General features: G+C 64.3%; 20 protein-coding genes. 10 read left to right on the forward strand and 10 right to left on the reverse strand.

Annotated elements, in window-relative coordinates:
* Positions 1 to 83: 83 nt before the first annotated feature.
* From ACTIFP_RS00775 to ACTIFP_RS00785, 3 genes are all read left to right on the forward strand, one after another.
* On the forward strand, positions 84 to 1,835 hold the full coding sequence (locus ACTIFP_RS00775; RefSeq protein ID WP_439566816.1) for a fatty acyl-AMP ligase: 1,752 nt from the start codon (positions 84 to 86) through the stop codon (positions 1,833 to 1,835).
* Positions 1,836 to 1,970: 135 nt separating this feature from the next.
* Positions 1,971 to 4,310: a putative bifunctional diguanylate cyclase/phosphodiesterase gene (locus ACTIFP_RS00780; protein ID WP_439566817.1), complete on the forward strand. Its 2,340-nt coding sequence runs from the start codon at positions 1,971 to 1,973 to the stop codon at positions 4,308 to 4,310.
* 164 nt (positions 4,311 to 4,474) lie between these two features.
* Complete coding sequence (locus ACTIFP_RS00785; RefSeq protein WP_439566818.1) at positions 4,475 to 5,050, forward strand: CHAP domain-containing protein; 576 nt, start codon at positions 4,475 to 4,477, stop codon at positions 5,048 to 5,050.
* Between the two features lie 128 nt (positions 5,051 to 5,178).
* Here ACTIFP_RS00785 and ACTIFP_RS00790 read toward each other — a convergent pair whose 3' ends face one another.
* From ACTIFP_RS00790 to ACTIFP_RS00805, 4 genes are all read right to left on the reverse strand, one after another.
* Positions 5,179 to 5,481, reverse strand: coding sequence for a DUF3297 family protein (locus ACTIFP_RS00790; RefSeq protein WP_439566819.1), 303 nt, complete (start codon positions 5,479 to 5,481; stop codon positions 5,179 to 5,181).
* A gap of 133 nt (positions 5,482 to 5,614) precedes the next feature.
* Positions 5,615 to 7,942, reverse strand: coding sequence for a TonB-dependent receptor (locus ACTIFP_RS00795; protein ID WP_439566820.1), 2,328 nt, complete (start codon positions 7,940 to 7,942; stop codon positions 5,615 to 5,617).
* A 122-nt stretch (positions 7,943 to 8,064) separates the two neighbouring features.
* Positions 8,065 to 8,493: a hemerythrin domain-containing protein gene (locus ACTIFP_RS00800; protein ID WP_439566821.1), complete on the reverse strand. Its 429-nt coding sequence runs from the start codon at positions 8,491 to 8,493 to the stop codon at positions 8,065 to 8,067.
* 181 nt (positions 8,494 to 8,674) lie between these two features.
* A complete protein-coding gene (locus ACTIFP_RS00805; RefSeq protein WP_439566822.1) occupies positions 8,675 to 9,829 on the reverse strand; it encodes a hypothetical protein in 1,155 nt (384 codons plus the stop codon).
* A 139-nt stretch (positions 9,830 to 9,968) separates the two neighbouring features.
* Here ACTIFP_RS00805 and dcm point away from each other — a divergent pair, with 139 nt between their 5' ends.
* From dcm to ACTIFP_RS00825, 4 genes are all read left to right on the forward strand, one after another.
* Positions 9,969 to 11,234: a DNA (cytosine-5-)-methyltransferase gene (gene dcm / locus ACTIFP_RS00810; RefSeq protein WP_439566823.1), complete on the forward strand. Its 1,266-nt coding sequence runs from the start codon at positions 9,969 to 9,971 to the stop codon at positions 11,232 to 11,234.
* Positions 11,227 to 11,670: a very short patch repair endonuclease gene (locus ACTIFP_RS00815; RefSeq protein WP_439566824.1), complete on the forward strand. Its 444-nt coding sequence runs from the start codon at positions 11,227 to 11,229 to the stop codon at positions 11,668 to 11,670. The genes dcm and ACTIFP_RS00815 overlap by 8 nt, the downstream gene beginning before the upstream one ends.
* 4 nt (positions 11,671 to 11,674) lie before the next feature.
* On the forward strand, positions 11,675 to 12,892 hold the full coding sequence (locus tag ACTIFP_RS00820) for a type II restriction endonuclease (protein ID WP_439566825.1): 1,218 nt from the start codon (positions 11,675 to 11,677) through the stop codon (positions 12,890 to 12,892).
* Between the two features lie 249 nt (positions 12,893 to 13,141).
* Positions 13,142 to 13,558 carry a PAS domain-containing protein gene (locus ACTIFP_RS00825; RefSeq protein WP_439566826.1) on the forward strand — a complete coding sequence of 139 codons (417 nt, stop codon included), beginning with the start codon at positions 13,142 to 13,144 and terminating at the stop codon, positions 13,556 to 13,558.
* Between the two features lie 113 nt (positions 13,559 to 13,671).
* Here the strand turns inward: ACTIFP_RS00825 and typA are convergent, their stop codons facing one another.
* From typA to ACTIFP_RS00840, 3 genes are all read right to left on the reverse strand, one after another.
* Positions 13,672 to 15,516 carry a translational GTPase TypA gene (gene typA, locus ACTIFP_RS00830; protein WP_439566827.1) on the reverse strand — a complete coding sequence of 615 codons (1,845 nt, stop codon included), beginning with the start codon at positions 15,514 to 15,516 and terminating at the stop codon, positions 13,672 to 13,674.
* A 96-nt stretch (positions 15,517 to 15,612) separates the two neighbouring features.
* The gene (locus ACTIFP_RS00835) at positions 15,613 to 16,614 is read right to left on the reverse strand and encodes a hypothetical protein (protein WP_439566828.1); all 1,002 of its coding nucleotides are present in this window, start codon (positions 16,612 to 16,614) and stop codon (positions 15,613 to 15,615) included.
* Positions 16,542 to 17,441 (reverse strand): tetratricopeptide repeat protein, encoded by a 900-nt coding sequence (locus ACTIFP_RS00840; RefSeq protein WP_439566829.1) that lies wholly within the window; start codon positions 17,439 to 17,441, stop codon positions 16,542 to 16,544. Before ACTIFP_RS00840 ends, ACTIFP_RS00835 begins: the two co-directional genes overlap by 73 nt.
* 355 nt (positions 17,442 to 17,796) lie before the next feature.
* On the opposite strand from ACTIFP_RS00840, the gene ACTIFP_RS00845 reads away from it, so the two are divergent.
* From ACTIFP_RS00845 to ACTIFP_RS00855, 3 genes are read left to right on the forward strand one after another with little or no spacing between them, the layout of a single operon-like run.
* Positions 17,797 to 18,333 (forward strand): GbsR/MarR family transcriptional regulator, encoded by a 537-nt coding sequence (locus ACTIFP_RS00845; RefSeq protein WP_439566830.1) that lies wholly within the window; start codon positions 17,797 to 17,799, stop codon positions 18,331 to 18,333.
* Positions 18,320 to 19,708, forward strand: a complete 1,389-nt coding sequence (locus ACTIFP_RS00850) for a cytochrome ubiquinol oxidase subunit I (RefSeq protein ID WP_439566831.1) — start codon at positions 18,320 to 18,322, stop codon at positions 19,706 to 19,708. The genes ACTIFP_RS00845 and ACTIFP_RS00850 overlap by 14 nt, the downstream gene beginning before the upstream one ends.
* The gene (locus tag ACTIFP_RS00855) at positions 19,705 to 20,712 is read left to right on the forward strand and encodes a cytochrome d ubiquinol oxidase subunit II (protein WP_439566832.1); all 1,008 of its coding nucleotides are present in this window, start codon (positions 19,705 to 19,707) and stop codon (positions 20,710 to 20,712) included. Before ACTIFP_RS00850 ends, ACTIFP_RS00855 begins: the two co-directional genes overlap by 4 nt.
* 18 nt (positions 20,713 to 20,730) lie before the next feature.
* Here ACTIFP_RS00855 and ACTIFP_RS00860 read toward each other — a convergent pair whose 3' ends face one another.
* The 3 genes from ACTIFP_RS00860 to ACTIFP_RS00870 form a co-directional block, all read right to left on the reverse strand.
* A complete protein-coding gene (locus ACTIFP_RS00860) occupies positions 20,731 to 21,387 on the reverse strand; it encodes a hypothetical protein (RefSeq protein ID WP_439566833.1) in 657 nt (218 codons plus the stop codon).
* A 109-nt stretch (positions 21,388 to 21,496) separates the two neighbouring features.
* Positions 21,497 to 22,054: a D-Ala-D-Ala carboxypeptidase family metallohydrolase gene (locus ACTIFP_RS00865; RefSeq protein ID WP_439566834.1), complete on the reverse strand. Its 558-nt coding sequence runs from the start codon at positions 22,052 to 22,054 to the stop codon at positions 21,497 to 21,499.
* 95 nt (positions 22,055 to 22,149) lie between these two features.
* A complete protein-coding gene (locus ACTIFP_RS00870) occupies positions 22,150 to 22,800 on the reverse strand; it encodes a 5'-methylthioadenosine/S-adenosylhomocysteine nucleosidase family protein (protein ID WP_439566835.1) in 651 nt (216 codons plus the stop codon).
* Positions 22,801 to 22,988 lie beyond the last annotated feature (188 nt).

Consider the following 22,988-nt stretch of genomic DNA (forward strand, 5'->3'; position numbering starts at 1 on the left):
AGGGCTCGCGCACGGAAACCATGGCTCAGAAAGATGACATGCTTGTTGCCGCGCGGCCCTTATCGCGGGATGTCGCACCCCCTATGACCGATCAAAACGCTATTCCGGCGGACGCGCTCCAGCCGACGCCGACGCTGTGCGCCCAGCCGCGCCGCTTTTCCGACTTTGCCACCGTCGGCGAAGCGCTCGACTATGCGGCGGCGGGCAGCCGCGGGCTCAATTTCCACGACCCGCGCGGCAAGCTGATCCGCCCCTATCCGTATCGCGAGCTGAAGGACGACGCCGTCCTCACCGCGTACCGGCTGATCGCGGCAGGGGTAAAGCCCGGCGACCGCATCGCGCTGATCGCCGAGACCGGCGCCGAATTCGCCGCGCTGTTCTTTGGCACCATCTATGCCGGCGCGTGGCCGGTGCCGCTGCCGCTGCCGACCAGCTTCGGCGGCCGCGACAGCTATGTCGGCCAACTCGTCGTCCAGCTCACCAGCTGCGACCCGACGATGCTGTTCTTCCCCCCCGAAATCGCCGCGATGGCGGTCGAGGCCGCCGAATCGCGCGATGTCCTGCCGGTCGACTGGAGCGAATTTGCCGCCAAGCCCGCCCCGGTCACCGACCTGCCAGCGCAGCAGTCGGACGAGACCTGCTATCTTCAGTACAGCAGCGGTTCGACACGCTTTCCGCACGGCGTCGCGGTGACCCACGCGGCGCTGCTCAACAACCTCGCGGCGCATAGCCACGGTATGGAAGTGCGCGACAGCGACCGCTGCGTCTCGTGGCTGCCCTGGTACCATGACATGGGGCTCGTGGGCTGCCTGCTGTCGCCAGTCGCCAACCAGGTGTCGGTCGATTATCTGAAGACCGAAGATTTCGCGCGCCGCCCGCTCGCCTGGCTCGACCTGATCAGCCGCAACGAGGGAACGACGCTCAGCTATTCGCCGACCTTTGGTTACGACATCTGCGCGCGCCGCGTGTCGAGCCAGACGCATGTCGCCGACCGCTTCGATCTGTCGCGCTGGCGCGTCGCGGGTAATGGCGCCGACATGATCCGGCCCGACGTGATGCAGAGCTTTGTCGATGCCTTTGCCGACGCCGGGTTCAGCGCCAGCGCCTTCCTGCCGAGCTATGGCCTGGCCGAAGCGACATTGGCGGTCAGCATCATGCCGCCGGGCGAAGGGATCGTCGTCGAACTGGTCGAAGAAACCGAATTGTCGGGGGCCGCGGGCGATGCCGGACGTCCGACGCGCTATCGCGCCATCGTCAACTGCGGCCGCGCCGCGCGCGACATGGTGATCGAGGTCCGCGACGAACTGGGCGGCGTGCTGCCCGACCAGACGGTCGGCAAGGTTTGGTGCAGCGGCCCGTCGCTGATGACCGGCTATTATCGCGACCCCGAATCGACCGCCGCCTGCCTGGTCGACGGCTGGCTCGACACCGGTGATATGGGATATTTGTCAGACGGTTACATCTATATCGTCGGCCGCGCCAAGGACATGATCATCATCAACGGCAAGAATCACTGGCCGCAGGACATCGAATGGGCGGTCGAACAATTGCCGGGCTTCAAATCGGGCGACATCGCGGCGTTCGCGATCACCGCGCCGGGGGGTGAGGAAACCCCTGCGGTGCTGGTGCAGTGCCGCACCAGCGACGATGCCGAACGGCTGGCGCTGCGCGAGACGATTCGCGACCGCGTCCGCGCGATCACCGGCATGAATTGCCTGATCGAGCTGATCCCGCCGCGCACCCTGCCGCGCACCAGTTCGGGCAAGCTCAGCCGCTCGAAAGCGCGCGCCCAATATCTGGCCGGGGAAATCCAGCCCTTTGCGATGGCTGCTTAGCGCCAGAACCCAGCCAACCCGCTGACCTTACCCGAAATTTTTTGTCCCATCGCCGGACAAAAAAGCGTTGGCAAGGGGGTCGCTGGTTACCTTCGGGTAACCCCCGCGCGCTAAACAGGGCGGGTGAAGAGCCCGTTGGACCAGATAGCTGCCGAAGATATTCCTGCGCGGACCCTGTTGGGGCTGGGACCGCGCGATGCGGACATCGGCAACCTCCGCCAGCTCCAGCTCGCGCCGCTCCGCGGCCGCGGTTCGCTGCGCCTGTTCATGGGCATCGGCATGGCGCTGGTCGCCGCCTTCACCATGGTTCTCAGCGTCCCTTTGCCGCTCGCCGGCGGCTGGCTCGGGTGCAGCCTGTTGTTCAGCCTGTGGTCGTACAGCAAATTTCGCAGCCTGCCGCTGGGCGACCCCAAATTGTCGGGGATCGCCGAATATCGGCTGTGCAACCGCCACGGATTTTATTCGGCGCTGCTGTGGGGCGCTCCCTTCTGGCTGCACGGGCTGGCCCCGCCGCTCGACCATGTCCTGTCGATGTGGACGATCGCCGTGCTGATGATGGTCACGCTGGCGATCGTCGCGCACAGCGTCCCGATGGCGTGCATCCTGTTCATCGCGCCGGTCACGCTGTCGGCGGCGGCGGCGCTGGTCCGCGCCGGGGCACCGCAGCTCGCCGCGGTCGCGCTGGTCGCCGGACTGCTGCTCTGCAGTTTCTGTATCCGCTTCGCGCAAAGCCACATCCGCTATCGCCGCGCCGAAGAAACGCTGCACGAAAAGACCGAAACGGTCAGCCTGCTGCTGCGCGAATTTGAAGAAACCTCGGCCGACTGGCTGTGGCAGACCGACAACAGCCGCCGCCTTATCCACGTCTCGCCGCGCCTCGCCTATGCGCTGGGCGCCACCGCCGATGCGCTCGAAGGCGTGCCGCTGTTGCAGGCGCTGTCGGGCGATGCCTGGGAAACCGGGCTGTTTCCCAAAAGCCTGCACGAAATGGCCGAACGGATGAAGCGGCGCGAAAGCTTTTCGAACCTGATCGTGCCGGTCACGATCGGCGGTGCGCCGCGCTGGTGGGAATTGTCGGCGTCGCCGCGCCTCGACGAGGCGGGCAAGTTCCTGGGTTTCCGCGGCGTCGGTTCGGACGTCACCGAACAGCGCGCGACCGCCGAACAGATCGCCAAGATGGCGCGCTTCGACAATCTGACCGGCCTGCCCAACCGCCTCAGCCTCAATGAAGATCTGGCCCGCGCGCTGGCGCAGGCGATCGATGCCAAATCGCGCTGCGCCATGCTGATGATCGACCTCGACCGGTTCAAGGCGGTCAATGATACGCTGGGCCATCCGGTCGGCGACAAGCTGCTCGCGCAGGTCGCGGCGCGGCTGAAGGGGTTGATGGAACGCGGGATGACCTGCGGGCGACTGGGCGGCGACGAATTTGCCGTCGTGCTGCACAATGTGCCGTCGGCCGACGCTGCCGAGGAGCTGGCACAGCGCCTGATCACCACGATCAGCCGACCCTATGTGGTCGACAATCACCAGTTGTTCGTCGGCGCCAGCATCGGCTTCGCAATCGGGCCGCAGGACGGCGCGACGGTCGAAACGCTGACCCGCAACGCCGACCTGGCACTCTACAAATCCAAGGATCGCGGCGGCAATGTCGTCGCCGGCTATGTCGCATCGCTGCACGCACAGGCCGAGGAGCGGCGGGTGATGGAACAGGAATTGCGCGGCGCGCTCGAACGCCGCGAATTTGAACTTTATTACCAGCCGGTGGTGACCGCCGCCGACGGCACGCTCAACGGCTTTGAAGCGCTGATCCGCTGGAACAACCAAAAGCTTGGCAATGTGTCGCCGGGGCGCTTCATCCCGCTGGCCGAAGACGCCCGTCTGATCTCCCCGATCGGCGAATGGGTGCTGCGCACTGCGTGCCACGAGGCGATGAAATGGCCGTCGAACCTGAAGGTCGCGATCAACGTGTCGGCCGACCAGCTCACCGACCCCAGCTTTGCTTCGGTGGTCGTCTCGGCGCTGGCGCAGAGCGGGCTGCCGCCGCAGCGGCTCGAGATCGAAGTCACCGAAAGCGTGTTCCTGCGCGACGGCGGCGGCGCGGCGCAGTTGCTCGACCAGCTGATCGGGCTGGGCATCCGCCTGTCGCTCGACGATTTCGGCACCGGCTATTCGTCGCTCGGCTATCTGCGCAAGACGCAATTTTCGACGATCAAGGTCGACCGCAGCTTCGTCGTCGGGGCCGCCAAGGGCAGCATCGAATCGATCGCGATCATCCGCGCCGTCGTCGCGCTCGCCGACAGCCTGGGCATGTCGACGACCGCCGAGGGCGCCGAAACCGAGCTGGAGGTCGAAACGCTGCGCACGATGGGGTGCAGCAATATCCAAGGCTATTATTACGGTCGCCCGATGCCCGCGACCGACGTGCTGGCGCTGTTCCGGCCGGCCGAATCAGCGACCAGCGCCGCCGCCTGACGGCGACAAAGCGAACCCGTCGCACGACGAATTGACGGGCTTAACAAAAGGTTCCGCCGCTCACCGCAACCCCGGCGCAATTCATCGCGCGGCGGGTGGTGGCGGGCGCAAAGCATGGCAAGGACGCTGCAACGCTTGAACACAAGCCTTGGGGGTCGCATTTCATGCTCTATCGTCGCTTTCTGGCTGCCGCCATCGCGTCCGTGCTGACGCTGACCGGCCTGCTCGTCAGCACCCCCGCCGCGGCACAGGGCTATCTGCAATGCGTCCCCTTTGCCCGCGCCGAATCGGGCGTCGACATCCGCGGCAATGCCAAGACCTGGTGGGCGCAAGCCGCCAGTGACTATGCCCGCGGCGACGAACCGCGCGAGGGCGCGGTGATGGCGTTCGCCGGGACGCGCGGCATGCCGATGGGCCATGTTGCGGTGGTCAAGAAAATCGTCAGCGATCGCGAAATCCGCATCGACCACGCCAACTGGTCGCCGATCAACGGTCGCCGCGGCCAGATCGAACGCAACGTCCGCGTCGTCGACGTCAGCGACGCCGGTGACTGGAGCATGGTCCGCGTGTGGTACGCGCCGATCGGCGACCTTGGCCTGCGCGCCAACCCGGTGCAGGGTTTCATCTATGCCGGCGGCGCCCCCAACAAGGCACCCAGCTTCAAGGCGCCGGTGTGGGCGGAAAACAACTGGAAACCCGGCAACGGCCTCGAAGTCGTGGTTGCCTCGCTCGGCCAGTAAAGGCCGAACAAGCTTCTCAAACTGGCGTCATTGCGAGCGCAGCGAAGCAATCTCCAGCTGTCGACCTTATGCCTGGCCGATAGCTGGAGATTGCTTCGTCACTTCGTTCCTCGCAATGACGCAGCGATTTACGCTGCGTCGCCCTGGTCGCCCTCGCCCGCATCCTTGGCCGCGTCACCCTCACCGGCGGCGGCCGTATCTTCGAACCACGCTTCGACCTCGCCCGACAGCTTGATCGTCATCGGCTGGCCGAACCGGTCCTTCGACTTGCCCGCGGCGACGCGGATCCAGCCTTCCGAAATCGAATATTCCTCAACGTCGGTGCGCTCCTTGCCCTTGAAGCGGATGCCGATGCCACGCTGGAGCACCTCCATGTCGAAATGGGGCGAGCGCGGGTTGGTCGACATATGGTCGGGCGGGGTATCGGTCATGAACATATTTCCCAAAAAATGATGGCGCGGCCCTAGCGGGACCGCGCCATCATCGTCAACGGAAAGGCGTACCCTTTGCTTCCGTTCACCCGGAAACAGGGCCCTGCCTGTCCGCTCCCCCTCTTCGCAAAAGCTAGAACCCCGCCTTCAGCGTCACGAAAAACTGCTGCGGCGCGCCCGCGAGCAGCGTCTGGTTGTCGCCGCGGTTGGCGAAACCGTTGGTGCCGATCGTCGAGACATATTCCTTGTCGAACAAGTTGGTCGCATTGGCCTGCACCGAAATGCGATCGTTCAGCCGGAAACCGATGCTGGCATCGACGATCACGAAGCCGCCGACCTCGGCATCATTTTCGAACGAATAAAAACGCTTGCCGGTGTAGTTGGCGCCAACCCGTGCGAAAAAGCTGCCATTGTCCCAGGTGATTTCGCCCTTGGCGAGATGCTTGGGCGAATTGACCACGGTCTTGCCCGCGGTCGCCGCGACGACAACCCCTGCCGCATTGACCACATCGTCCTGATATTCGGAGTCGTTATAGGCGTAGGAGGCGAACAGCGACAATTCGGGGGTGACCCGGAACGTCCCCGCCGCCTCGACACCCCATGAACGCACATCGCCGACATTCTGCAGGATCGCCGGATTGCCCTGAATCCCCGACCCGTTGGCAAAGGCGATGATGCGATCCTTGAAATCGACATAATAGCCCGCGATCACCCCCTGAAAGCGCGATGATTTGGTGCGGAAGCCGAGTTCGTAGGTGGTCGAGGTTTCGGGCTTCAGGTTGAGCGCGTTGAACCCCGCCTGCGTCGTCGCGAACGGCCCGCCGGTTGCCGAGCTTTCGAACGCGCGCATATTTTCGGTGTAGCTGGCGAACAGCTCATTATCGTCGTTCAGGCGGAACAGCAGGCCCGCCTGCGGCAGGAACCAGTCCTTCGCCTCGGTGCGCCCCGCCGCGAGGTTGCCGCGGACGATCGGGGTCGCCAGGTTGGTGACGCGCAGCCCCTTCCACCCGGCGTTGATCTGAACCTGTCCCAGGTCGAGCGTGTCCTGGACATGATATTGCAGCGTCTGGGTGTTGAAATCGAAATTCCACTGGGTTGCCAGCGGGTTTTTGGGGAATTTCAGGCTGCCGCGGCTCGGCGCCCCGACGGTGTCGGCGAGGCCATAGAAACGGCGCGCCTGATTGAAGTCATTATCCTCATACCACATGCCGATTTCGAACTGGTTGTCGCCCAGCGTGAACAGGCTGCTCGCGACGATGCCATAACGTTCGATGTCATATTCGGTGGTGCGGATCGTCATCGGCGCGCCGCCGGGGGTGACGACATAGGGGGTGAACCACAGCCCGCGCCCCTTGTTGCCATGATAATAGCCCATCGCGTTCAGCGTCCAATATTCGTTTAGCGGCGCTTCGACGCCAACCCCCGCGAGCCAGTCCTTGCGCAGCCCCGAGGCGTCGTAATAGGCGTCGTCGACCGTCGCGACCGGCGCCGGAAACGCCTCGCCGACCCCGGCATAAGGCGCCGTGAACACCGCGCCCAGCGGCAGCGAGCCATTGGCGACGCCGGTGTTGAACGCCGCGCGCGCCACCTGGTTCTGATAGACTTTGGCGACGCGAACCGCGGTGTCCCAATCCTTGGCAAAATTGTCCCACTGGTAGCCGAGCCGGTTGATCATCCCGGCGCTCAGGTCCTGATAGTCGTTTTCGGCGCGGTCCGAATAATTGACGAAGCCAAAGAATTGCCCGTCGCCGACCGGCTGGACGATCCGCGCGTTGACCTGATGCTGGCGCTGGACGCCGTCGCCCTTCCACTTGTCGGCATCCTGCCAGGCATAGCTCAGCGACAGGCGCGGGCCGTTCGCGCCGATCGCGCCGCTGTCGATCCGCACGAACGCGCGCTTGGTGTCTTCGCTGCCATAGGTGCCCGACGCCTCGACCCCGAACGCCTCGGCGGGTTCGCGTGCGAAAAATTCGATCGTGCCGCCAAGGTTGCTCGACGACGCGGCGCCCAGCGAACCCGCACCCTGCGCGACTTCGACCCGGCCGACATTTTCGCTGATGATCGCGCGGCTGATGTGCAGGCCGTTGTGGTTGCCATAGCTCATGTCGCCCAGCGGCACGCCGTCGAGCGTGAAGCCCAGCTGCTGCTGCGCGAAACCGCGGATCGAGATGCGCGACGACCATTCATAGGCGCCGAACGGATCGGCGGCCTGGAAATTCACGCCGGGCAGCTTGTCGATGGCTTTCAGCGGGCTGATCCCCGCCACTTCGAGCGCGATGTCGGCGGCGGCGATTTCCTGCACCTGCCGCGCCTGCCCCTGGCCGAGCACGACGATTTCCGCGACATCGCCGCCTTCGGCGGCGGCATCGGCGGCGTTTTCCGCCGCAAACGCCGGCGTCGCGGTCAGCGCCACGATCAAAGCGGGCCCAGCCCGCAGGCGGCTCCTGAACTTGTTGGTCATCGCATATTCCCCCTATCCCGCCGCCGAAATGGCGCGGTGGTCGCGGGGGCTTTAGGGAGGCGATATTGCTGCGCTGCGGCGAAGGCGTGACGCAGCGATGACGATAAAAAGAAGCTTCGGCGTCACGCCAGGTCGAGCTGCTCGGCGGCGGGATACAGATCGCAATTTTCGCGCTCGATCCGCATCCCCAGCACATGCATCACGGCCTCGGTCTCGCGGCAGAACCCCGGCCAATCCTCGGCGATCCGCTCGCCGGTCCATTTCGCGTCATAGGTCGCAAAATCCTGCGCGATATGCCCCATCTCGCGGACGAATTCGCCCGCCATCGCGACGACCTCCGGATTGCCGCTCGCTTTCAGCCGCGGATAAAGAACCCAGTCCTCGCATTTCAGGTGACGCAGCAGCGTGTCGCGCAGCATCCCGCGCACCGACGCGAGCTCGGTCGGGCGCGGCGGCTCGGGGTTGCGAACCAGATCCAGCAAAAGCTGCGACAGCGTCGCCAGCGCCGCATGTTCGGCGCGCAACCGTCGCATTTCGGGACCGATGGGCATCACACGCCTCTCTAAACTTGGTCCCTTCACCCCGCCATATGGGGCCGACATGAAAAGACGGTAAACGCGCATTATCCTTTATCGGCGCGAGCCGCACGCCGCCGCGGCGGCTTAGGCCATATCGATGCCGTCGCGGCCCGTGCGACCGACAAGCCTCCCTGCGGCAAAGCCATGCGGAGGATCACTCCGCACCCCGCGCCGCCTTCGCCTTGCGCGCCAGCCGCCACGAAGGCGGTTTGCGCACCGCCGCGATCCCGTCATCCACGGGCGCCGTCAGCGGCACCACCGGCACCGACCGCCCCTCGGCCTCGGCCGCCGCGATCCATTCGCGGTACACCTCGGGAACATCCGCCCCCGCCACCACCCAGCTCGCCTCGCCGCCGATGCGCGCCGCCGCATCATCACCGACGTCGGCATCGACCAGCCCCGGATGCATTTGCAGCGGCCCGCAATAGGGCGAGCCATGCGCCTCCAGCTGGACCAGCGGCACCGCGGGATCGTCGATCTGCATCGCCACCGCGTCCACATCGTCCTCGTTGATCGCCGCATCCATCGCGCGCTGCCGCGCCGCCAGCGCCAGCAGCGCCGCACCGATCTCGGCCTCCGCCTGCGCGTCGAGCGCCGCCCCCTCAAACCCCTCGATCAGCTGCGCGGCGGCGTCCTGTTGTCCGTGCGTGTCGAGCGAAGTCGAGACACCCCCATGGATCACCGTCCGCACCGTCGTCGTCGAAGCCTCGGCCACCGCCCCGGCGGCCCCACCCTCAATTCCGTTCGTGACACACGCCCCTGATCCGCTCGTGTCGAGCGCAGCCTGTCCCGAGCCTGTCGAGGCGGTCGAGACACCCCGCGCCCCAACACCACCCCCCGAACCGCCGCTCACCGCCCCCGCCGTCGCCCGCGTCGAAAAATAGTTGATCGTCGTGCGCTTGCCCCCCGCATCCTGCCCATAATGGCGCAGGCAGAACATCAGCAGCGCATCATTGTGGCGCCGACGAAAGCCGATCAACTTGCCCGCCACGAACACCGGCACCAGATAGCCGTCGATCGCGCGCTCGAACGCAATATCCTTCAGCCGCGCGACCCCGAAGTCGAGCGCCGCCTCCCACGCCCGCCGAAAGCTCTCCGCACCCGGCGCGCGCCGCAATGTATAGCAATTCGCCTGCGCCATATTGACTTGTCCCGCGGCGCGGCTGACCGACCCGGTATCGGCCAGCGCCGATATGAACGCCTTCTGCCGCTCGGGCGTCCACCCGTCGTGCCGGTACTTGCGCGGCACCGGCGTAAAGTCAGGCAGCGGCGGCCGCGCCTCCTTCGCGATCGGGGTGCGGTTCTGCATGATGTGTCCTCCTGTTGGCCAAACCGAACAGGATATGACGCAGCGGAGGAATGTAGGAAAGAGGTTTGTTTACATTTTGTTCTTGCGCTCTGGGACTCTTCCTGGCATTTTGCCAAAAATCGACCCAGAGGAGTGAAACATGATCGAAAACTTGTCTTTCCATGAGTTTCGGCAGCGCCTCGGCATGTCGGTCGATGAGGTGGCACAGGAACTGGAATGCGACATTAGCACCGTCTATCGCTGGGATCGGGGAGAAACGGCCCCAAAGGCGCATATCTATCGCTCGTTGGAAATGATCGACAGTCTCAAGCCTAAACCGGTTCAAGAAGCTCCGGCCGGTGATCTTTCCTTTCGTTTTATTGATCTTTTCGCCGGAATTGGCGGGCTAAGGATCGGATTTCAGGGCATTGGCGGCCACTGCGTTTTCACTTCCGAATGGGACAAGAATGCGCAGGAAACATATCGAAAAAATTTCAGAGACAATCATGAATTGCACGGCGATGTTCGGCAGTTCTCAGAAAATCCGGACCTGATCCCCGAGCATGACCTTTTGCTCGCCGGTTTCCCTTGCCAGCCTTTTTCCATTGCGGGAGTATCGAAGAAGAATGCGCTTGGCCGCCCTCACGGCTTTCTGTGCGATACGCAAGGAACTCTATTTTATGATACCGCCGAGATCATCAAGCATCACAGACCCAAGGCATTTGTGCTGGAGAATGTGAAAAATCTGGAAAGTCACGACGGCGGCAAGACATTCCGGACGATCATGAATGTGCTGGAAAACGAGCTGAAATATCATGTGCAGAAGCGCGTAATCAGTTCGGCACCTTGGGTCCCGCAAAAAAGAGAGCGCATCTTCATTGTAGGCTTCAGAGAGAAGACTGATTTCGATCTGCTAGGCTTGGAACTCCCCGACGCCGCCGACGGACCGAAGCTCGGCAGCATTCTGGATCGCCACGAAGATGTTGACCCGAAATATACGCTGACGCCCCGACTCTGGGAATATCTCCAGAAATATAAGGAGAAGCATAATTCAAAGGGCAATGGCTTCGGATATAGCCTTTTCGGTCCAAACGATGTCACTCGCACCTTGTCGGCGCGCTATTACAAGGACGGCTCAGAAATCCTTGTGGATCAGCCTGGAGAACGTCCTCGTCGACTGACGCCGACGGAATGTGCCCGGTTGATGGGCTTTGAGCGCGGCGAACGAACATGGAAAATTGGTGTGTCTGATACTCAGGCATATCGCCAGTTCGGAAATGCGGTCGTTGTTCCGGTGGTGGAGTTCTTGGCCAATGCCATGAAGCCGTATCTCGCCGCGGCGCTGTCCAACCGCAGAGAGGTGCCGGAAGAAGTTCCCGAGGCCGATTTTCAGCCGGATCGTGCGATGGCGGAAGCCAATGGCTGACATGGTTCCTCCGGAAGTGCGTAGCCGTATGATGGCCGGCATCCGGGGCAAGGATACCAAGCCTGAAATGATCATCCGAAAGGGACTTCATCGCTTGGGTCTTCGCTTTCTTGTCCACGATAAGCGATTGCCGGGGAAACCGGATTTGGTTTTCCCGAAATGGCGGGCAGCGATATTCGTGAATGGCTGCTTCTGGCACGGCCACGACTGTCGTCTTTTCAAATTGCCTTCAACGAGGACCGAGTTCTGGCGGAACAAAATCGCTACGAACAAAGAACGTGATGCAAACGCGCTACGAAAACTTGACGAAGCCGGGTGGCGCGTACTGTCCGTCTGGGAATGCGAAATCAAAGGCCGCTCGGCGGAAGAAAATGAATCCGTTTTGCAGCGCTGCAAGAACTGGTTGACCTCCAAGGCGGTTCCGGCGCACGAATAGTACAATGGAACGGGGGCACCTTTCAGAATATTTTTCCGGCATTGCCGTCAAGCGACTAAGCGCCGTTGAAACGCGACCTGCAACGTCGAACCAGCACGAGTTTAATGCATCTACAGAGCTGAAAAAACTGCTCGGCGAAGATGATCTGAAAGATATCTCCACCAAGTTTATCTGGATCGGGCACGAGCAGGAAGCGGTCGAAGCCGAGGGTTTTGTAACTTGGTATGACGCCCGTCGGAAACATCCGACCCGATCGGAACACCGTCTCTATTACTCCACCAATGATGTGACGGCGATGATGGACGAAGGCGACGCGTTCTTCCTCGCAAAACGCAAGGCAGAGGGCTGCCTGGTGATCATAACGCCGAGCGACAGCACAATGTACAACCAGTTGCTTTGGTTGTTCGGCGTTGATGTTCAGTCCGAATTTCAGTTCAGCTATCAGTCGGTCGGCGGAAATTCCGATGCGGCGCTCGATTTCGTAGCGCGCTTCATTCTCGAAGCTCTGGATATTGACCCGGAGGAGCCGGAAGGTCCCGATCTGGACCGGCTGATAGCCCCCTTTGGCCTTTTGATGCCCAAGGCACGGACGCTCTCCGATCTCGCCCGCTCATCCCTCGCATTGCCATTCATCCAGGATGCGCCCGACTTGGCGCTCATGAAATGGATGGAAAGGGAGGACCAACTGTTCCGGCGCCTCGAGCGCAAGATTGTAGCTGAACGGCTGCGCACCGGCTTCCAGAACAGCGATGGAGAGGATGTTGAAGGCTTCATTGCTTTTTCGCTGAGCGTACAGAATCGCCGCAAATCCCGCGCAGGTTTGGCACTGGAAAGCCACATTGAGGCGCTGTTGACCGCCTTTGGAATCAGTTATTCACGCGGCGCCGTTACCGAAAACGGGAACAAACCCGATTTCCTGTTTCCTGGCGCGACTCAATATGCCGATCCCGCTTTCGATGTTAATCGCCTTACCATGTTGGGAGCCAAATCGACGCTCAAGGAGCGCTGGCGCCAAGTGCTTTCGGAAGCCGAGCGCATCCAAGTCAAGCACCTGTTGACGTTTGAACCCGGCATCTCGCTGAAGCAGACGGCGGAAATGCAGGCCAAGCAATTACAGCTGGTTTTGCCTCGTGAACTTCACGCAACATATAAACCGGAACAGCAGCCTTGGCTTATGGATGTCTCCGACTTTATTCGCCTCGTTCAGTCCAGACAGAGCTAAGCACTCGGCACAATCTCCCGCCGTTCCCCCACCGCCAACTCCCCAATCTCCCACCCCCCGGTCCGCCACCTTACCAACCGCAGCATCGGATAGCCGCCCGCGACGGACTTGGCGGCCCAAGGCTTCGGTGATCGTCGTTCGATCCAGCTATCGCGCACGCTCCTGCGGTATCGCACCAGCGGCTCGCCGACGTTCACGATGACCTCCCACGTTGTTGCAGGCGCCAGCCATGCAAATTAGTCGGGCGGCATGACCCACAACCTGCCCCCCTCATCACCCGCCGACGATGCTGCGCAAGTGCTCGTCGATCACCAAGGGATCGTCCGATACTGGTCGGCGGGCTGTACGCGCATGTTCGGTCATTCAGGCGCGGTGATGGTCGGGGCGACGCTGGACCGCATCATCCCGCCGACGCTGCGCGCGGGACACCGCGACGGGCTGGCGGCGGCGATGGCGGCGCTCACGCTCGACCGCGATTCCCCGGTCGGCAACATCCCCGCGCTCCACGCCGACGGGACCGTGCGGCGGCATCCGTTCCGGCAGGTTCAGCTGTGCGACGCCTTTGGCGTCGGCACCGGGGCGGTCGTCACCTTCCTGCCCGCGACCGCACCCGGCGGCGGCAACGGGCTGCGCGACGTGTTCGATCTGCCTGACGGGGCGGGGTGATGCGCTGTCGCGAAAGGACGTCGTCCTCGGATACCGGTCACCCCCTGTAACCGTTCGTGTCGAGCGATCTCGCAAAGAAAAACCGGCGGCCTTTGGGGCCGCCGGTTTGTATCTTATGCCGCTTCCTTCTTGCGCGACGCCTTCTTGCGCTCGTGCGGGTCGAGCAGCGCCTTGCGGATGCGGATGTTCTTCGGGGTCACTTCGACCATCTCGTCATCGTCGATATAGGCGATCGCCTGTTCGAGCGTCATCCGCTTCGGCGGGGTCAGGCGGATCGCGTCGTCCTTGCCCGTCGAACGGAAGTTCGTCAGCTGCTTCGACTTCATCGGGTTGACTTCGAGGTCGTCGGGCTTGGCATTTTCGCCGATGATCATCCCCTCATAGAGCGCTTCGCCAGGCGAGACGAAGAGGATGCCGCGTTCTTCCAAGGGGCCAAGCGCGTAGGCGACGGCTTCGCCATTGCCGTTCGAGATCAGGACGCCATTCTTGCGGCCTTCGATCACGCCCTTGTACGGGCCGTATTTCTCGAACAGGCGGTTCATGATCCCGGTGCCGCGCGTGTCGGACAGGAATTCGCCATGATAGCCGATCAGGCCGCGCGACGGGCCGCTGAAGGTGATGCGCGTCTTGCCGCCGCCCGACGGACGCATGTCGGTGAGGTCGGCCTTGCGGACCTGCATCTTCTCGACGACCGTGCCGCTATGTTCGTCGTCGACGTCGATGACGACGGTTTCATAGGGTTCGGTGCGCTTGCCGGCCTCGTCCTCGCCATAGAGAACCTTCGGACGGCTGATGCCGAGTTCGAAGCCTTCGCGGCGCATCGTTTCGATGAGCACCCCGAGCTGAAGCTCGCCGCGGCCCGCGACTTCGAAGCTGTCCTTGTCGGCGCTTTCGGTGATGCGGATCGCGACGTTGGTTTCGGCTTCGCGGAACAGGCGGTCGCGGATCATGCGGCTCGTCACCTTGCTGCCCTCGCGGCCCGCCATCGGCGAATCATTGACGGCAAAGCGCATCGACAGCGTCGGCGGATCGATCGGCTGCGCGGCGATCGGGGTGCTGACGCTGGTATCGGCGATCGTGTTGGCGACGGTCGCCTGCGCGAGGCCCGCGATCGCGACGATGTCGCCCGCGCGTGCTTCCTCGACCGGAACGCGATCGAGCCCGCGGAACGCCAGCAGCTTCGACGCGCGGCCGGTTTCGATGACCTTGCCGTCCATGTCGATCGCGTGGATCGGCTGGTTGACCTTGACCGTCCCCGACTGGACGCGGCCGGTCAGGATGCGGCCGATGAAGTTGTCGCGGTCGAGCAGCGTCGCGAGGAAGGTGAAGGGCGCGTCTTCGGGCAGGCCCGGGGTCGGCACATGGCTGACGATCGTCTTGAACAGCGGCTCGAGCGTACCTTCGCGCGCATCGGGGCTGTCCGAGGCGAAACCGCCGCGGCCCGAGGCATAAAGGATCGGGAAATCAAGCTGTTCGTCATTGGCTTCGAGTGTCAGGAACAGTTCGAACACTTCGTCGAGCACTTCGGCGGCGCGCGCGTCGCTGCGGTCGATCTTGTTGACGACGACGATCGGCTTGAGCCCGAGCGCGAGCGCCTTGCCGGTCACGAACTTGGTCTGCGGCATCGGGCCTTCGGCCGCGTCGACGAGCAGGATGACGCCATCGACCATGCTGAGGATGCGCTCGACCTCACCGCCAAAGTCGGCGTGGCCCGGGGTGTCGACGATGTTGATCCGCGTCAGGTCGGCGCCCCCATTGTCCTTGGGCGCCCACTCGACCGAGGTGCACTTCGCAAGGATCGTGATCCCGCGTTCCTTTTCGAGGTCGTTCGAATCCATCGCACGTTCTTCGACGCGCTGGTTGTCGCGGAAGGTGCCCGACTGGCGGAACAGCTGGTCGACCAGAGTGGTCTTGCCATGATCGACGTGGGCGATGATCGCAATATTGCGCAAAGACATGCGGGATAAGCCTTGATGGAAGGGGGCAGCGCCCGAGGCGCCGCGAAACGCCGCGCCCCTAACAGAAGCGGTGCTGCGGCGCAACAAAATTGCCGTTCAATCGGGCGCCCGCGCGGGGGCCGCGAGGGCACGGCGGAGATAGGCCGGATCGTAGAGCGACGCGGCTTCGCGTTGGCGCAGCCGTGGCACCAGCTTTGCCGCAAAGCGCGCGTGCCATTGATCGAGCGCCGGGCGCCAGCCCGTATCGCCGTCACCAATGCGCGCAAGGTCGCGCGAAGCCGTCACCAGGTCGCGGCGAAGCGCGGCGTGGCGCGGCGCCGCGTACCGTTCGTCGATCAGCCCGAGCTGGTGCCGCGCCGCAGCAATCAACTGGCGCCGGAGCGCCGGATCAGCGGCGCCGGGCGCGCTGGCTGCCAAGAATGATTGATCGATCAACCGCAGCTGGTCGGCGAGTCGGCGCGGCTGCGGTCTGGCATCGGCGGCGGCACAGGCGCCGATCGTCCGCACATAGGCGGCGAGCGCATCGAGCATCGTCGGGCTTGGCTCGGCGCCCGAAAATTCCTCGACCACCAGGGTGCGGATGAAGCGCGCCAGATCGGGGCTGTCCGGCGCGCGCGACACCTTGCCCGGCATGGCGAGGTCGGGGATCGCGACGGGATCGAACCGGCCGTTGCTGCGCTGCGGCCCGAAAAAGCTGTTGGTGACGTCGGCGGTGCCGGGCGCACCCGACAGCTGCGGCATCAGGAAATGCGGATTGTCCCGGCCGCTGCGATGGCACGCGGCGCAGCTGAGCCCCGCTTTCGACGCCTGTCCGCCGAGCAGCGCCGGGCTGTTGAACAGCGCCTCGCCCGCGGCAATCGTTGCCGCCGGTGCGGGCGCATCGGCGCGCGGACATTGGCGCGGCTGTTCGGCCAGCATCGGCAGCGCGGCGCCGGGCGCGGTCCATTGCAGCGCCCGCGCGAACGGGGCTTCGCCGCGCGCGGCAACGGCGGCCGGAACCCCGACCGCCAGGACCAGCGCCGCGGCTAGCTGGCGGATGGCGCGGCCTCGGCGATCCAGCGTCGCAGCTCGTCGGCTTCGTAGCAGCCGAAGCCGCACAGCGCGTCGAGCCGCGCCAGATTGGCGCGCGCGCCGGCCAGATTGCCGCGTTCGATCTTCAGCTCGCCCTGATACTCCAGCGCGCCGCGATGGTCGGGCGCAACCGCCAGCGCGGCGCGATAATAAGCCTCGGCACGATCGAAATTGCCGCGTTTGCGATGCGCAAAACCAAGATAGGTCAGGATGTCGGGATGCGGCCCCGCGCTCCACAGCGCCGAATCGAGCAGGGCGATCGCCGCGTCATACCGCGCCTCGTTGATCAGCCCGACCGCGGTGACGTAGGCGCCATCGACTGCTGTCGTATCGGCCAGGCGCACGTCGGGATGCACGCGCGCCGACGATTGGGTGCCCGCCACGACCGCGGCCTCGATCGCCGCCGCCGCGCTCGCCAGCTTCGCCGCATCGGCGCAGGCGCCCGCACAGCTTGCATCCAGTGCCTTGATCGCGGCCAGCTGCTCCGCTGCGCGCTTGCCGTCGCCCGACCGCGCGGCGGCCACGCCAAGATCGCGGCGCGCCTCGATCAGCTTTCCATCATATTTGACCGCCGCGTCGAGCGGACGGATCGCCTTTTTATACTCGCCCGCGCCGAGCAGGCTGGCTCCGAGCATATATTGCGCCTGCGCGTTGCGCGGCACGACGTCGACAACCTTGCGAAAGGCGCCGGCCGCGTCCTTGAACCGGCCGGCCTGAAAGGCGGCGATGCCCTTTTGATATTCGACCGCGGGGTCATAGGACGGCGCCGACGCACTGGGCGCAGAACCGCCGCCACCGCCGCCGCCGCCCGCCGAAAAGGCAGGGGACGCTACCACCAACGCGGCCGTAAGCATCGAAACGCACAGACCAGATCCAACAGCGCGCCGCATCGCACCCTCCTTCAAGGAAGCATCGCAGCGGCACAGCCGGAAACGCCACCCGTCGCGCCGCTGCGGTTCGGCGGGCCTGACCGATCGGGACGCCGCAGGCGCCGGTCGATCGCCCGCGCAGACTACGCCGATTTGCGCCACCGGGCAATGACCACGCCGCTCGCGTCATTAGTTTCAATAATTATTGAAACTTTAGAAATCATGCTGTATCAACCCCGGCATGGATATGTCTCCCGCCCCCGATTCTCCAACGGCCTCCCCGTCCCTGCCGTTCCGGCTCTCCCCGCTTGCGCAGGCGTTTGTCCTGCATTTCGGCGAGATGGGAAGCCGCTGGGGGATCAACCGCACCGTCGGCCAGATTTATGCGATGCTGTTCCTCGCCGACGCACCGCGCCATGCCGAGGAGATTAGCGAGGCGCTGAGCCTGTCGCGCGGCAGCGTGTCGATGGGGCTGAAGGAGCTGGCGAGCTGGAACCTGGTCCAGCTGCGTCATGTCCCCGGCGACCGACGCGACTATTATGAAACGCCGCGCGACGTGTGGTCGATTTTCCGCACCCTGGTCGAGGAACGCAAAAAGCGCGAAATCGACCCGACGCTGACGACGCTGCGCACGTTGCTGATGGAGCCCGCGACCGACGCATCGGACCGTTTCGCACAGGAACGCATCGCGGCGATGCACGAGCAGATCGAGCTGCTCACCGACTGGTATGCCGAGATGCGGCGGCTCGATAATGAACGGTTGCTCCAGCTGCTGCGGCTCGGCGAGCGGGTGGTGAAGGCGCTCGAGTTTAAGGATCGCATGCTGGGGCGCGGCAAGGCGGTGGCGGCGACGGAGGCCGACAATGGACGCGCTTGACCCGCTGCTCCTCGCGCGCATCCAATTTGCCGCGAACATCAGTTTCCACATCCTGTTCCCGACGATCACGATCGCGCTCGGTTGGGCGCTGCTCGGCTTCAAGCTGGCATATAACCGCACCCGCGACGGCGCATGGATGGACGCGTACCGCCTGTGGGTGAAGGTCTTCGCGCTGAGTTTCGCGATGGGGGTGGTGTCGGGGATTACGATGAGCTTCCAGTTCGGCACCAACTGGCCGGGCTATATGGAAAAGGTCGGCAATGTCGCCGGCCCGCTGCTCGCTTACGAAGTGCTGACCGCCTTCTTCCTCGAAGCGGTATTCCTGGGGATCATGTTGTTCGGGTTCAGCCGGGTACCCAACTGGGTCCACACGCTGGCGACCTTGCTGGTCGCGGGCGGCACCACGCTGTCGGCGTTCTGGATCATCGTGCTCAACAGCTGGATGCAGACGCCAGTGGGTTACGAGATCCGCGATGGCGTTGTCCACGCGACCGACTGGTGGACGATCATCTTTAACCCGTCGATGCCGTACCGGCTGACCCATATGCTGATCGCCTCGGCGCTGACCGTGGCCTTCCTGATCGCCGGCATGTCGGCGTGGCGCTGGCTGAAGGACGGCGGCGGCGAAGGCGTGCGGCGGACGCTGAAAGCCGCGGTCTATGCCGCCGCGCTGCTGATCCCGGTACAGATTTTCGTCGGCGACCTGCACGGGCTCAACACGCTGGAGCATCAACCGCAAAAGATCGCGGCAATGGAGGCGAATTGGGAAACGCGCAGCCATGTGCCGCTGGTGCTGTTCGCTATCCCCGACGAAAAAGCGCGCACGAACCATCTGGAAGTGGCCGTGCCGTCGGGCGCCAGCCTGATCCTGAAGCATGAGGCCGCAGGCGTCGTGCCGGGGCTGAACGACTATGAAGGCAACCATCCGCCGGTCGCGCCGCTGTTCTGGGGATTCCGGATCATGGTCGGGATCGGCGTCGCAATGCTCGCGCTATCCTGGTTCGCGGCGTGGACGATCCGCCGCCGCGGGGTCGATGCGATGCCGCGTTGGCTGGCACGCGCGCTCGTCGCGATGACCTTCAGCGGCTGGGTCGCGACGCTCGCGGGCTGGTATGTCACCGAAATCGGCCGCCAGCCGTGGCTGGTCACCGGGGTGCTCAAGACCGCCGACGCGGTTGGCCCGGTGGGGAACGCAATGCTCGCAAGCTCGCTGACGCTGTACCTCGCCGTCTATGCGGTGTTGCTGACCGCCTATATCGCGGTGCTCTACCGGCTCGCGCGGCTGGGCAAGGCGGCACCCGAGGGCAAGCCGATGTTCCCGCTGCCCGGCGTCGCCGAAGGCCCGGCCGAGCCGCAATCGGAGGCGCCCGCATGACCCCGTTCGTAGACCCCTGGTGGCTACCCGTCATTTTTGCCGGGCTGATGGGGCTGTCGATCCTGCTCTATGTCATCCTCGACGGCTATGATCTGGGCGTCGGCATGCTGACGCGGTTGGAAAAGGACGAGAACCGCGACCTGATGGTCGCGTCGATCGGGCCGTTCTGGGATGCTAACGAAACGTGGCTTGTGCTCGGCATCGGACTGCTGCTGGTCGCCTTTCCCGTCGCGCACGGGCTGATCCTGACCCAGCTTTACCTGCCTGTCGTGCTGATGCTGGTTGCGCTGATCCTGCGCGGGGTGTCGTTCGAGTTTCGCGCCAAGGCGGCGCCCGAGCATAAGCAGCGCTGGGACCATGCGTTCTTTGCCGGATCGCTGCTCACCGCGCTGTGCCAGGGCTATATGCTCGGCGCCTATGTGCTGGGGTTCGACCAGAGCCTCGCCGCCGTCCTGTTCTGCCTGCTCGCCGCCTTGGGGCTGGTCGCCGGCTATGTCTTCGTCGGCGCATGCTGGCTGATCTACAAGGTCGAGGGCGATTTGCAGAAACGCGCGGTGCGCTGGGCCGAGGTCAGCCTGTGGGCCACGGCGTTGGCGATGGCGATCATCTCGATCGCGACGCCTTTGCTCTCCCAGCGGATCTTCGATCGCTGGTTCCGCCTGCCCGAGATCATCGCGTTGTTGCCGATCCCGATCGCCGCCGCGACCTTGTTTATCGGCCTCGCGATCTTCCTGCGCCGGCCCTTGCGCGCCAAGGACGAACTGTCATGGGTGCCGCTGGCGGTCGCGGGCATCCTGTTCGCACTGGGCTTTGTCGGGATCGCGTACAGCTTCTACCCCTATCTGATCGCCGACCGGCTCGACATCTGGCAGGCGGCGGCGAGCCCCGAATCGCTCAGCATCATCCTGATCGGCGCGCTGTTCGTGCTGCCGGTGATTTTGGGATATTCGATCCTGTCGCACTGGATCTTCCGCGGGAAAGCGACGCACCTCAGTTACGAGTGAGGTTCGATACGCCAGCGTTCAGGCGGGCAAATTTCCGACGCGTTCCAGCTCTGACCGGAGGCGCTGTGCGTCGAAGGCATGCTGTTCGAACATCCCGCCGCGTTCGACCCAGAACAGGAACAAATGCGCCGACCATTGGTTGGGGTTGGGCACCGTGCGACCGTGGCGCAGGTCAATGCCGCGATACAGCACCGCATCGCCGGGCTGCATTTCGACCGCCGCATAAGGCTCGTCGCCGAAATCGTCGACGCACGGCCCCTCCTCGGTCACCGGGACCGACCCGACCTGGAGCGGCCAGGGCACCCCCTCGCTGTAGGCCAGCGTCAGCGACACGCTGTGCTCGCACGACGGGCGATCCGAATGGACGCGGCAGATGTCGCCCTGCTGATAGATCCGAAAATAATTATAGCTGGGCAGGATGTCTGCCCCGGTAATCTCGCTGATGATCGGGGTGAGGCCCCACAGGAAGGTGGTGAGCGGCCGGTAGAAATGGCCCGATATATCGACCGTCTGCTGCCGCGACAGCGGATGCGCCTTGGCAAAGGTCTCGAAAGACTTGCCCGCACTCGCCAGATCGATCTGCAGCTGCTTGAACAGGTTCGACGCGACCTCCGGCGGGATCAGACCCCGGATTGTCGCATAGCCGTCTTCCCGATAATCGCCGTCAACTCGCATGGGGTCACTTACCTTGCTTTGGCCCCGTCCCGAAGCCTGATTCTCGTGAGGGTGATTTTTACAGCCGCGTCAATCCCCACCGTCGGTCGATATCGGATATTCGCCAAGTTCAGGATGACGGACCCGGCGGGTTCGTCGGGCAGGGTGACGAAACCGCGCGATAATCGGCCCCCCAGCGGCGGTGACCCGCCGTGTCGATGTGGAAGCGCGTCACCGGGTAGATGCCGAGGCCGACCCTGAAGCGCGCCCCCGTGCGAGCGTGGAGGGGGCAAAGTCTGGCGATCAGTTCTTCGCGCGACAGGTGCCATACCGGCATCAGGTCGAGCGCCGCGAAACGCAGGTGACGGCTTGCCCTTGCACCCTTGAAACAGACATTAGCGATCGGATCGCGATATCCCGACACAATGTGCACCGGACCTACCGCAGGGACGACATGATCGCGGACGTAACGCAGGGTGGGCACCATCGCGGACCACAGACGGCGGGGCGGGACCGCAAAGGGCTGGCCCGCTTCGCAGCGGCGCCAACGCGCATCGCTGCGCAATATATCTGCGAGTGGCAGCACGTCGCCGACGCCTTCGCTTTGAAGATAGGCATCAATCGCGTCGACATCCGATTTGGCATCGCCCATGCGCCATGCCGCGAAAAGGTCGATATCGCGTTCCACCCCGATTCGCGCGATGGGAGCAAACGACCGGGTCAGCAGGATGATCGTTGCGCCTGCCGCAACGGCAAGCAGAAGCACGGCGGCGAGCCAGCGCTTCACAGCACCGCTACCAGGCGCTCGATTTCGGCGGCCGCAGAGCGCGCCGCTCGGATCAAATTGGCCTGAAAATCGCCGCCGCTGGCGTCATTGGCGTCGTCGGTTACCGCCTTGATCGCGGCCCACGGTTTGCCGAACCGCGCCGCGGCCTGCGCCACCGCGCCGACCTCCATATCGACCAGCGTCGCGCCGAGCGATTTGAGGTCGGCGGCGGCATCCGGGCAGGCGACGAAGCTGTCGCCGCTGGCGATGCGCGCGTGGGGCAGGTCAAGGCCGGGGTCGGGCATCGCGGTAAAATGCGCCGCGCCGGCTTCGCCCATCGGCCAGTCCCCCGCGCGGTAGCGGCGGAAGGCGCCGGGATGGGCGGCACCATAATCATGTTGCAGCGCTTCGGCGATCCAATATGCGCCCGGCGCCGCACCGAGCGCGCCGCAGGTGCCGGTCATCAGCAGCATGTCGGCGGCGCGGCCGAGCAGGCCGGCGGCGAGCGCGGCGTTGACCTTGCCGAGACCAGAGGTGGCGATGGTGAGATGGTGGCCGTGCGCGGTGAGACGGCGGATGGGGATTGGGTCAGCATCAAGGGTGCCGATACCCGGAAATAGGGCGTCGGCTTCTTCGGACAGTGCGGCGAGGACCAGAATGTTGGGCATTGGCTCTATCTAACGCCCACCCCGTTCGTGTCGAGCGAAGTCGAAACACGCTGGCACGGCGCCATGTGTCCCTCGACTTCGCTCGGGACGAACGGGGTTGGTTAGGGAAAGTCGGCGACGATCCTCCCTGTCGCGCAGCGATGGGGAGGATCATATTCTTGCCAAACCGCCATCACCCCGCCATCGCT

It is taken from the genome of Sphingopyxis sp., assembly GCF_051861155.1.
GTDB lineage: Bacteria > Pseudomonadota > Alphaproteobacteria > Sphingomonadales > Sphingomonadaceae > Sphingopyxis.

Coding starts and splice junctions, on each gene's coding strand:
- ACTIFP_RS00795 (WP_439566820.1), bottom strand. CDS start 7,942: ATGACCAACAAGTTCAGGAGCCGCCTGCGGGCTGGGCCCGCTTTGATC.
- ACTIFP_RS00785 (WP_439566818.1), top strand. CDS start 4,475: ATGCTCTATCGTCGCTTTCTGGCTGCCGCCATCGCGTCCGTGCTGACG.
- ACTIFP_RS00845 (WP_439566830.1), top strand. CDS start 17,797: ATGGGAAGCCGCTGGGGGATCAACCGCACCGTCGGCCAGATTTATGCG.
- ACTIFP_RS00800 (WP_439566821.1), bottom strand. CDS start 8,493: ATGCCCATCGGTCCCGAAATGCGACGGTTGCGCGCCGAACATGCGGCG.
- ACTIFP_RS00825 (WP_439566826.1), top strand. CDS start 13,142: ATGACCCACAACCTGCCCCCCTCATCACCCGCCGACGATGCTGCGCAA.
- ACTIFP_RS00815 (WP_439566824.1), top strand. CDS start 11,227: ATGGCTGACATGGTTCCTCCGGAAGTGCGTAGCCGTATGATGGCCGGC.
- dcm (WP_439566823.1), top strand. CDS start 9,969: ATGATCGAAAACTTGTCTTTCCATGAGTTTCGGCAGCGCCTCGGCATG.
- ACTIFP_RS00790 (WP_439566819.1), bottom strand. CDS start 5,481: ATGACCGATACCCCGCCCGACCATATGTCGACCAACCCGCGCTCGCCC.
- ACTIFP_RS00805 (WP_439566822.1), bottom strand. CDS start 9,829: ATGCAGAACCGCACCCCGATCGCGAAGGAGGCGCGGCCGCCGCTGCCT.
- typA (WP_439566827.1), bottom strand. CDS start 15,516: ATGTCTTTGCGCAATATTGCGATCATCGCCCACGTCGATCATGGCAAG.
- ACTIFP_RS00820 (WP_439566825.1), top strand. CDS start 11,675: ATGGAACGGGGGCACCTTTCAGAATATTTTTCCGGCATTGCCGTCAAG.
- ACTIFP_RS00775 (WP_439566816.1), top strand. CDS start 84: ATGACCGATCAAAACGCTATTCCGGCGGACGCGCTCCAGCCGACGCCG.
- ACTIFP_RS00850 (WP_439566831.1), top strand. CDS start 18,320: ATGGACGCGCTTGACCCGCTGCTCCTCGCGCGCATCCAATTTGCCGCG.
- ACTIFP_RS00855 (WP_439566832.1), top strand. CDS start 19,705: ATGACCCCGTTCGTAGACCCCTGGTGGCTACCCGTCATTTTTGCCGGG.
- ACTIFP_RS00840 (WP_439566829.1), bottom strand. CDS start 17,441: ATGCTTACGGCCGCGTTGGTGGTAGCGTCCCCTGCCTTTTCGGCGGGC.
- ACTIFP_RS00860 (WP_439566833.1), bottom strand. CDS start 21,387: ATGCGAGTTGACGGCGATTATCGGGAAGACGGCTATGCGACAATCCGG.
- ACTIFP_RS00870 (WP_439566835.1), bottom strand. CDS start 22,800: ATGCCCAACATTCTGGTCCTCGCCGCACTGTCCGAAGAAGCCGACGCC.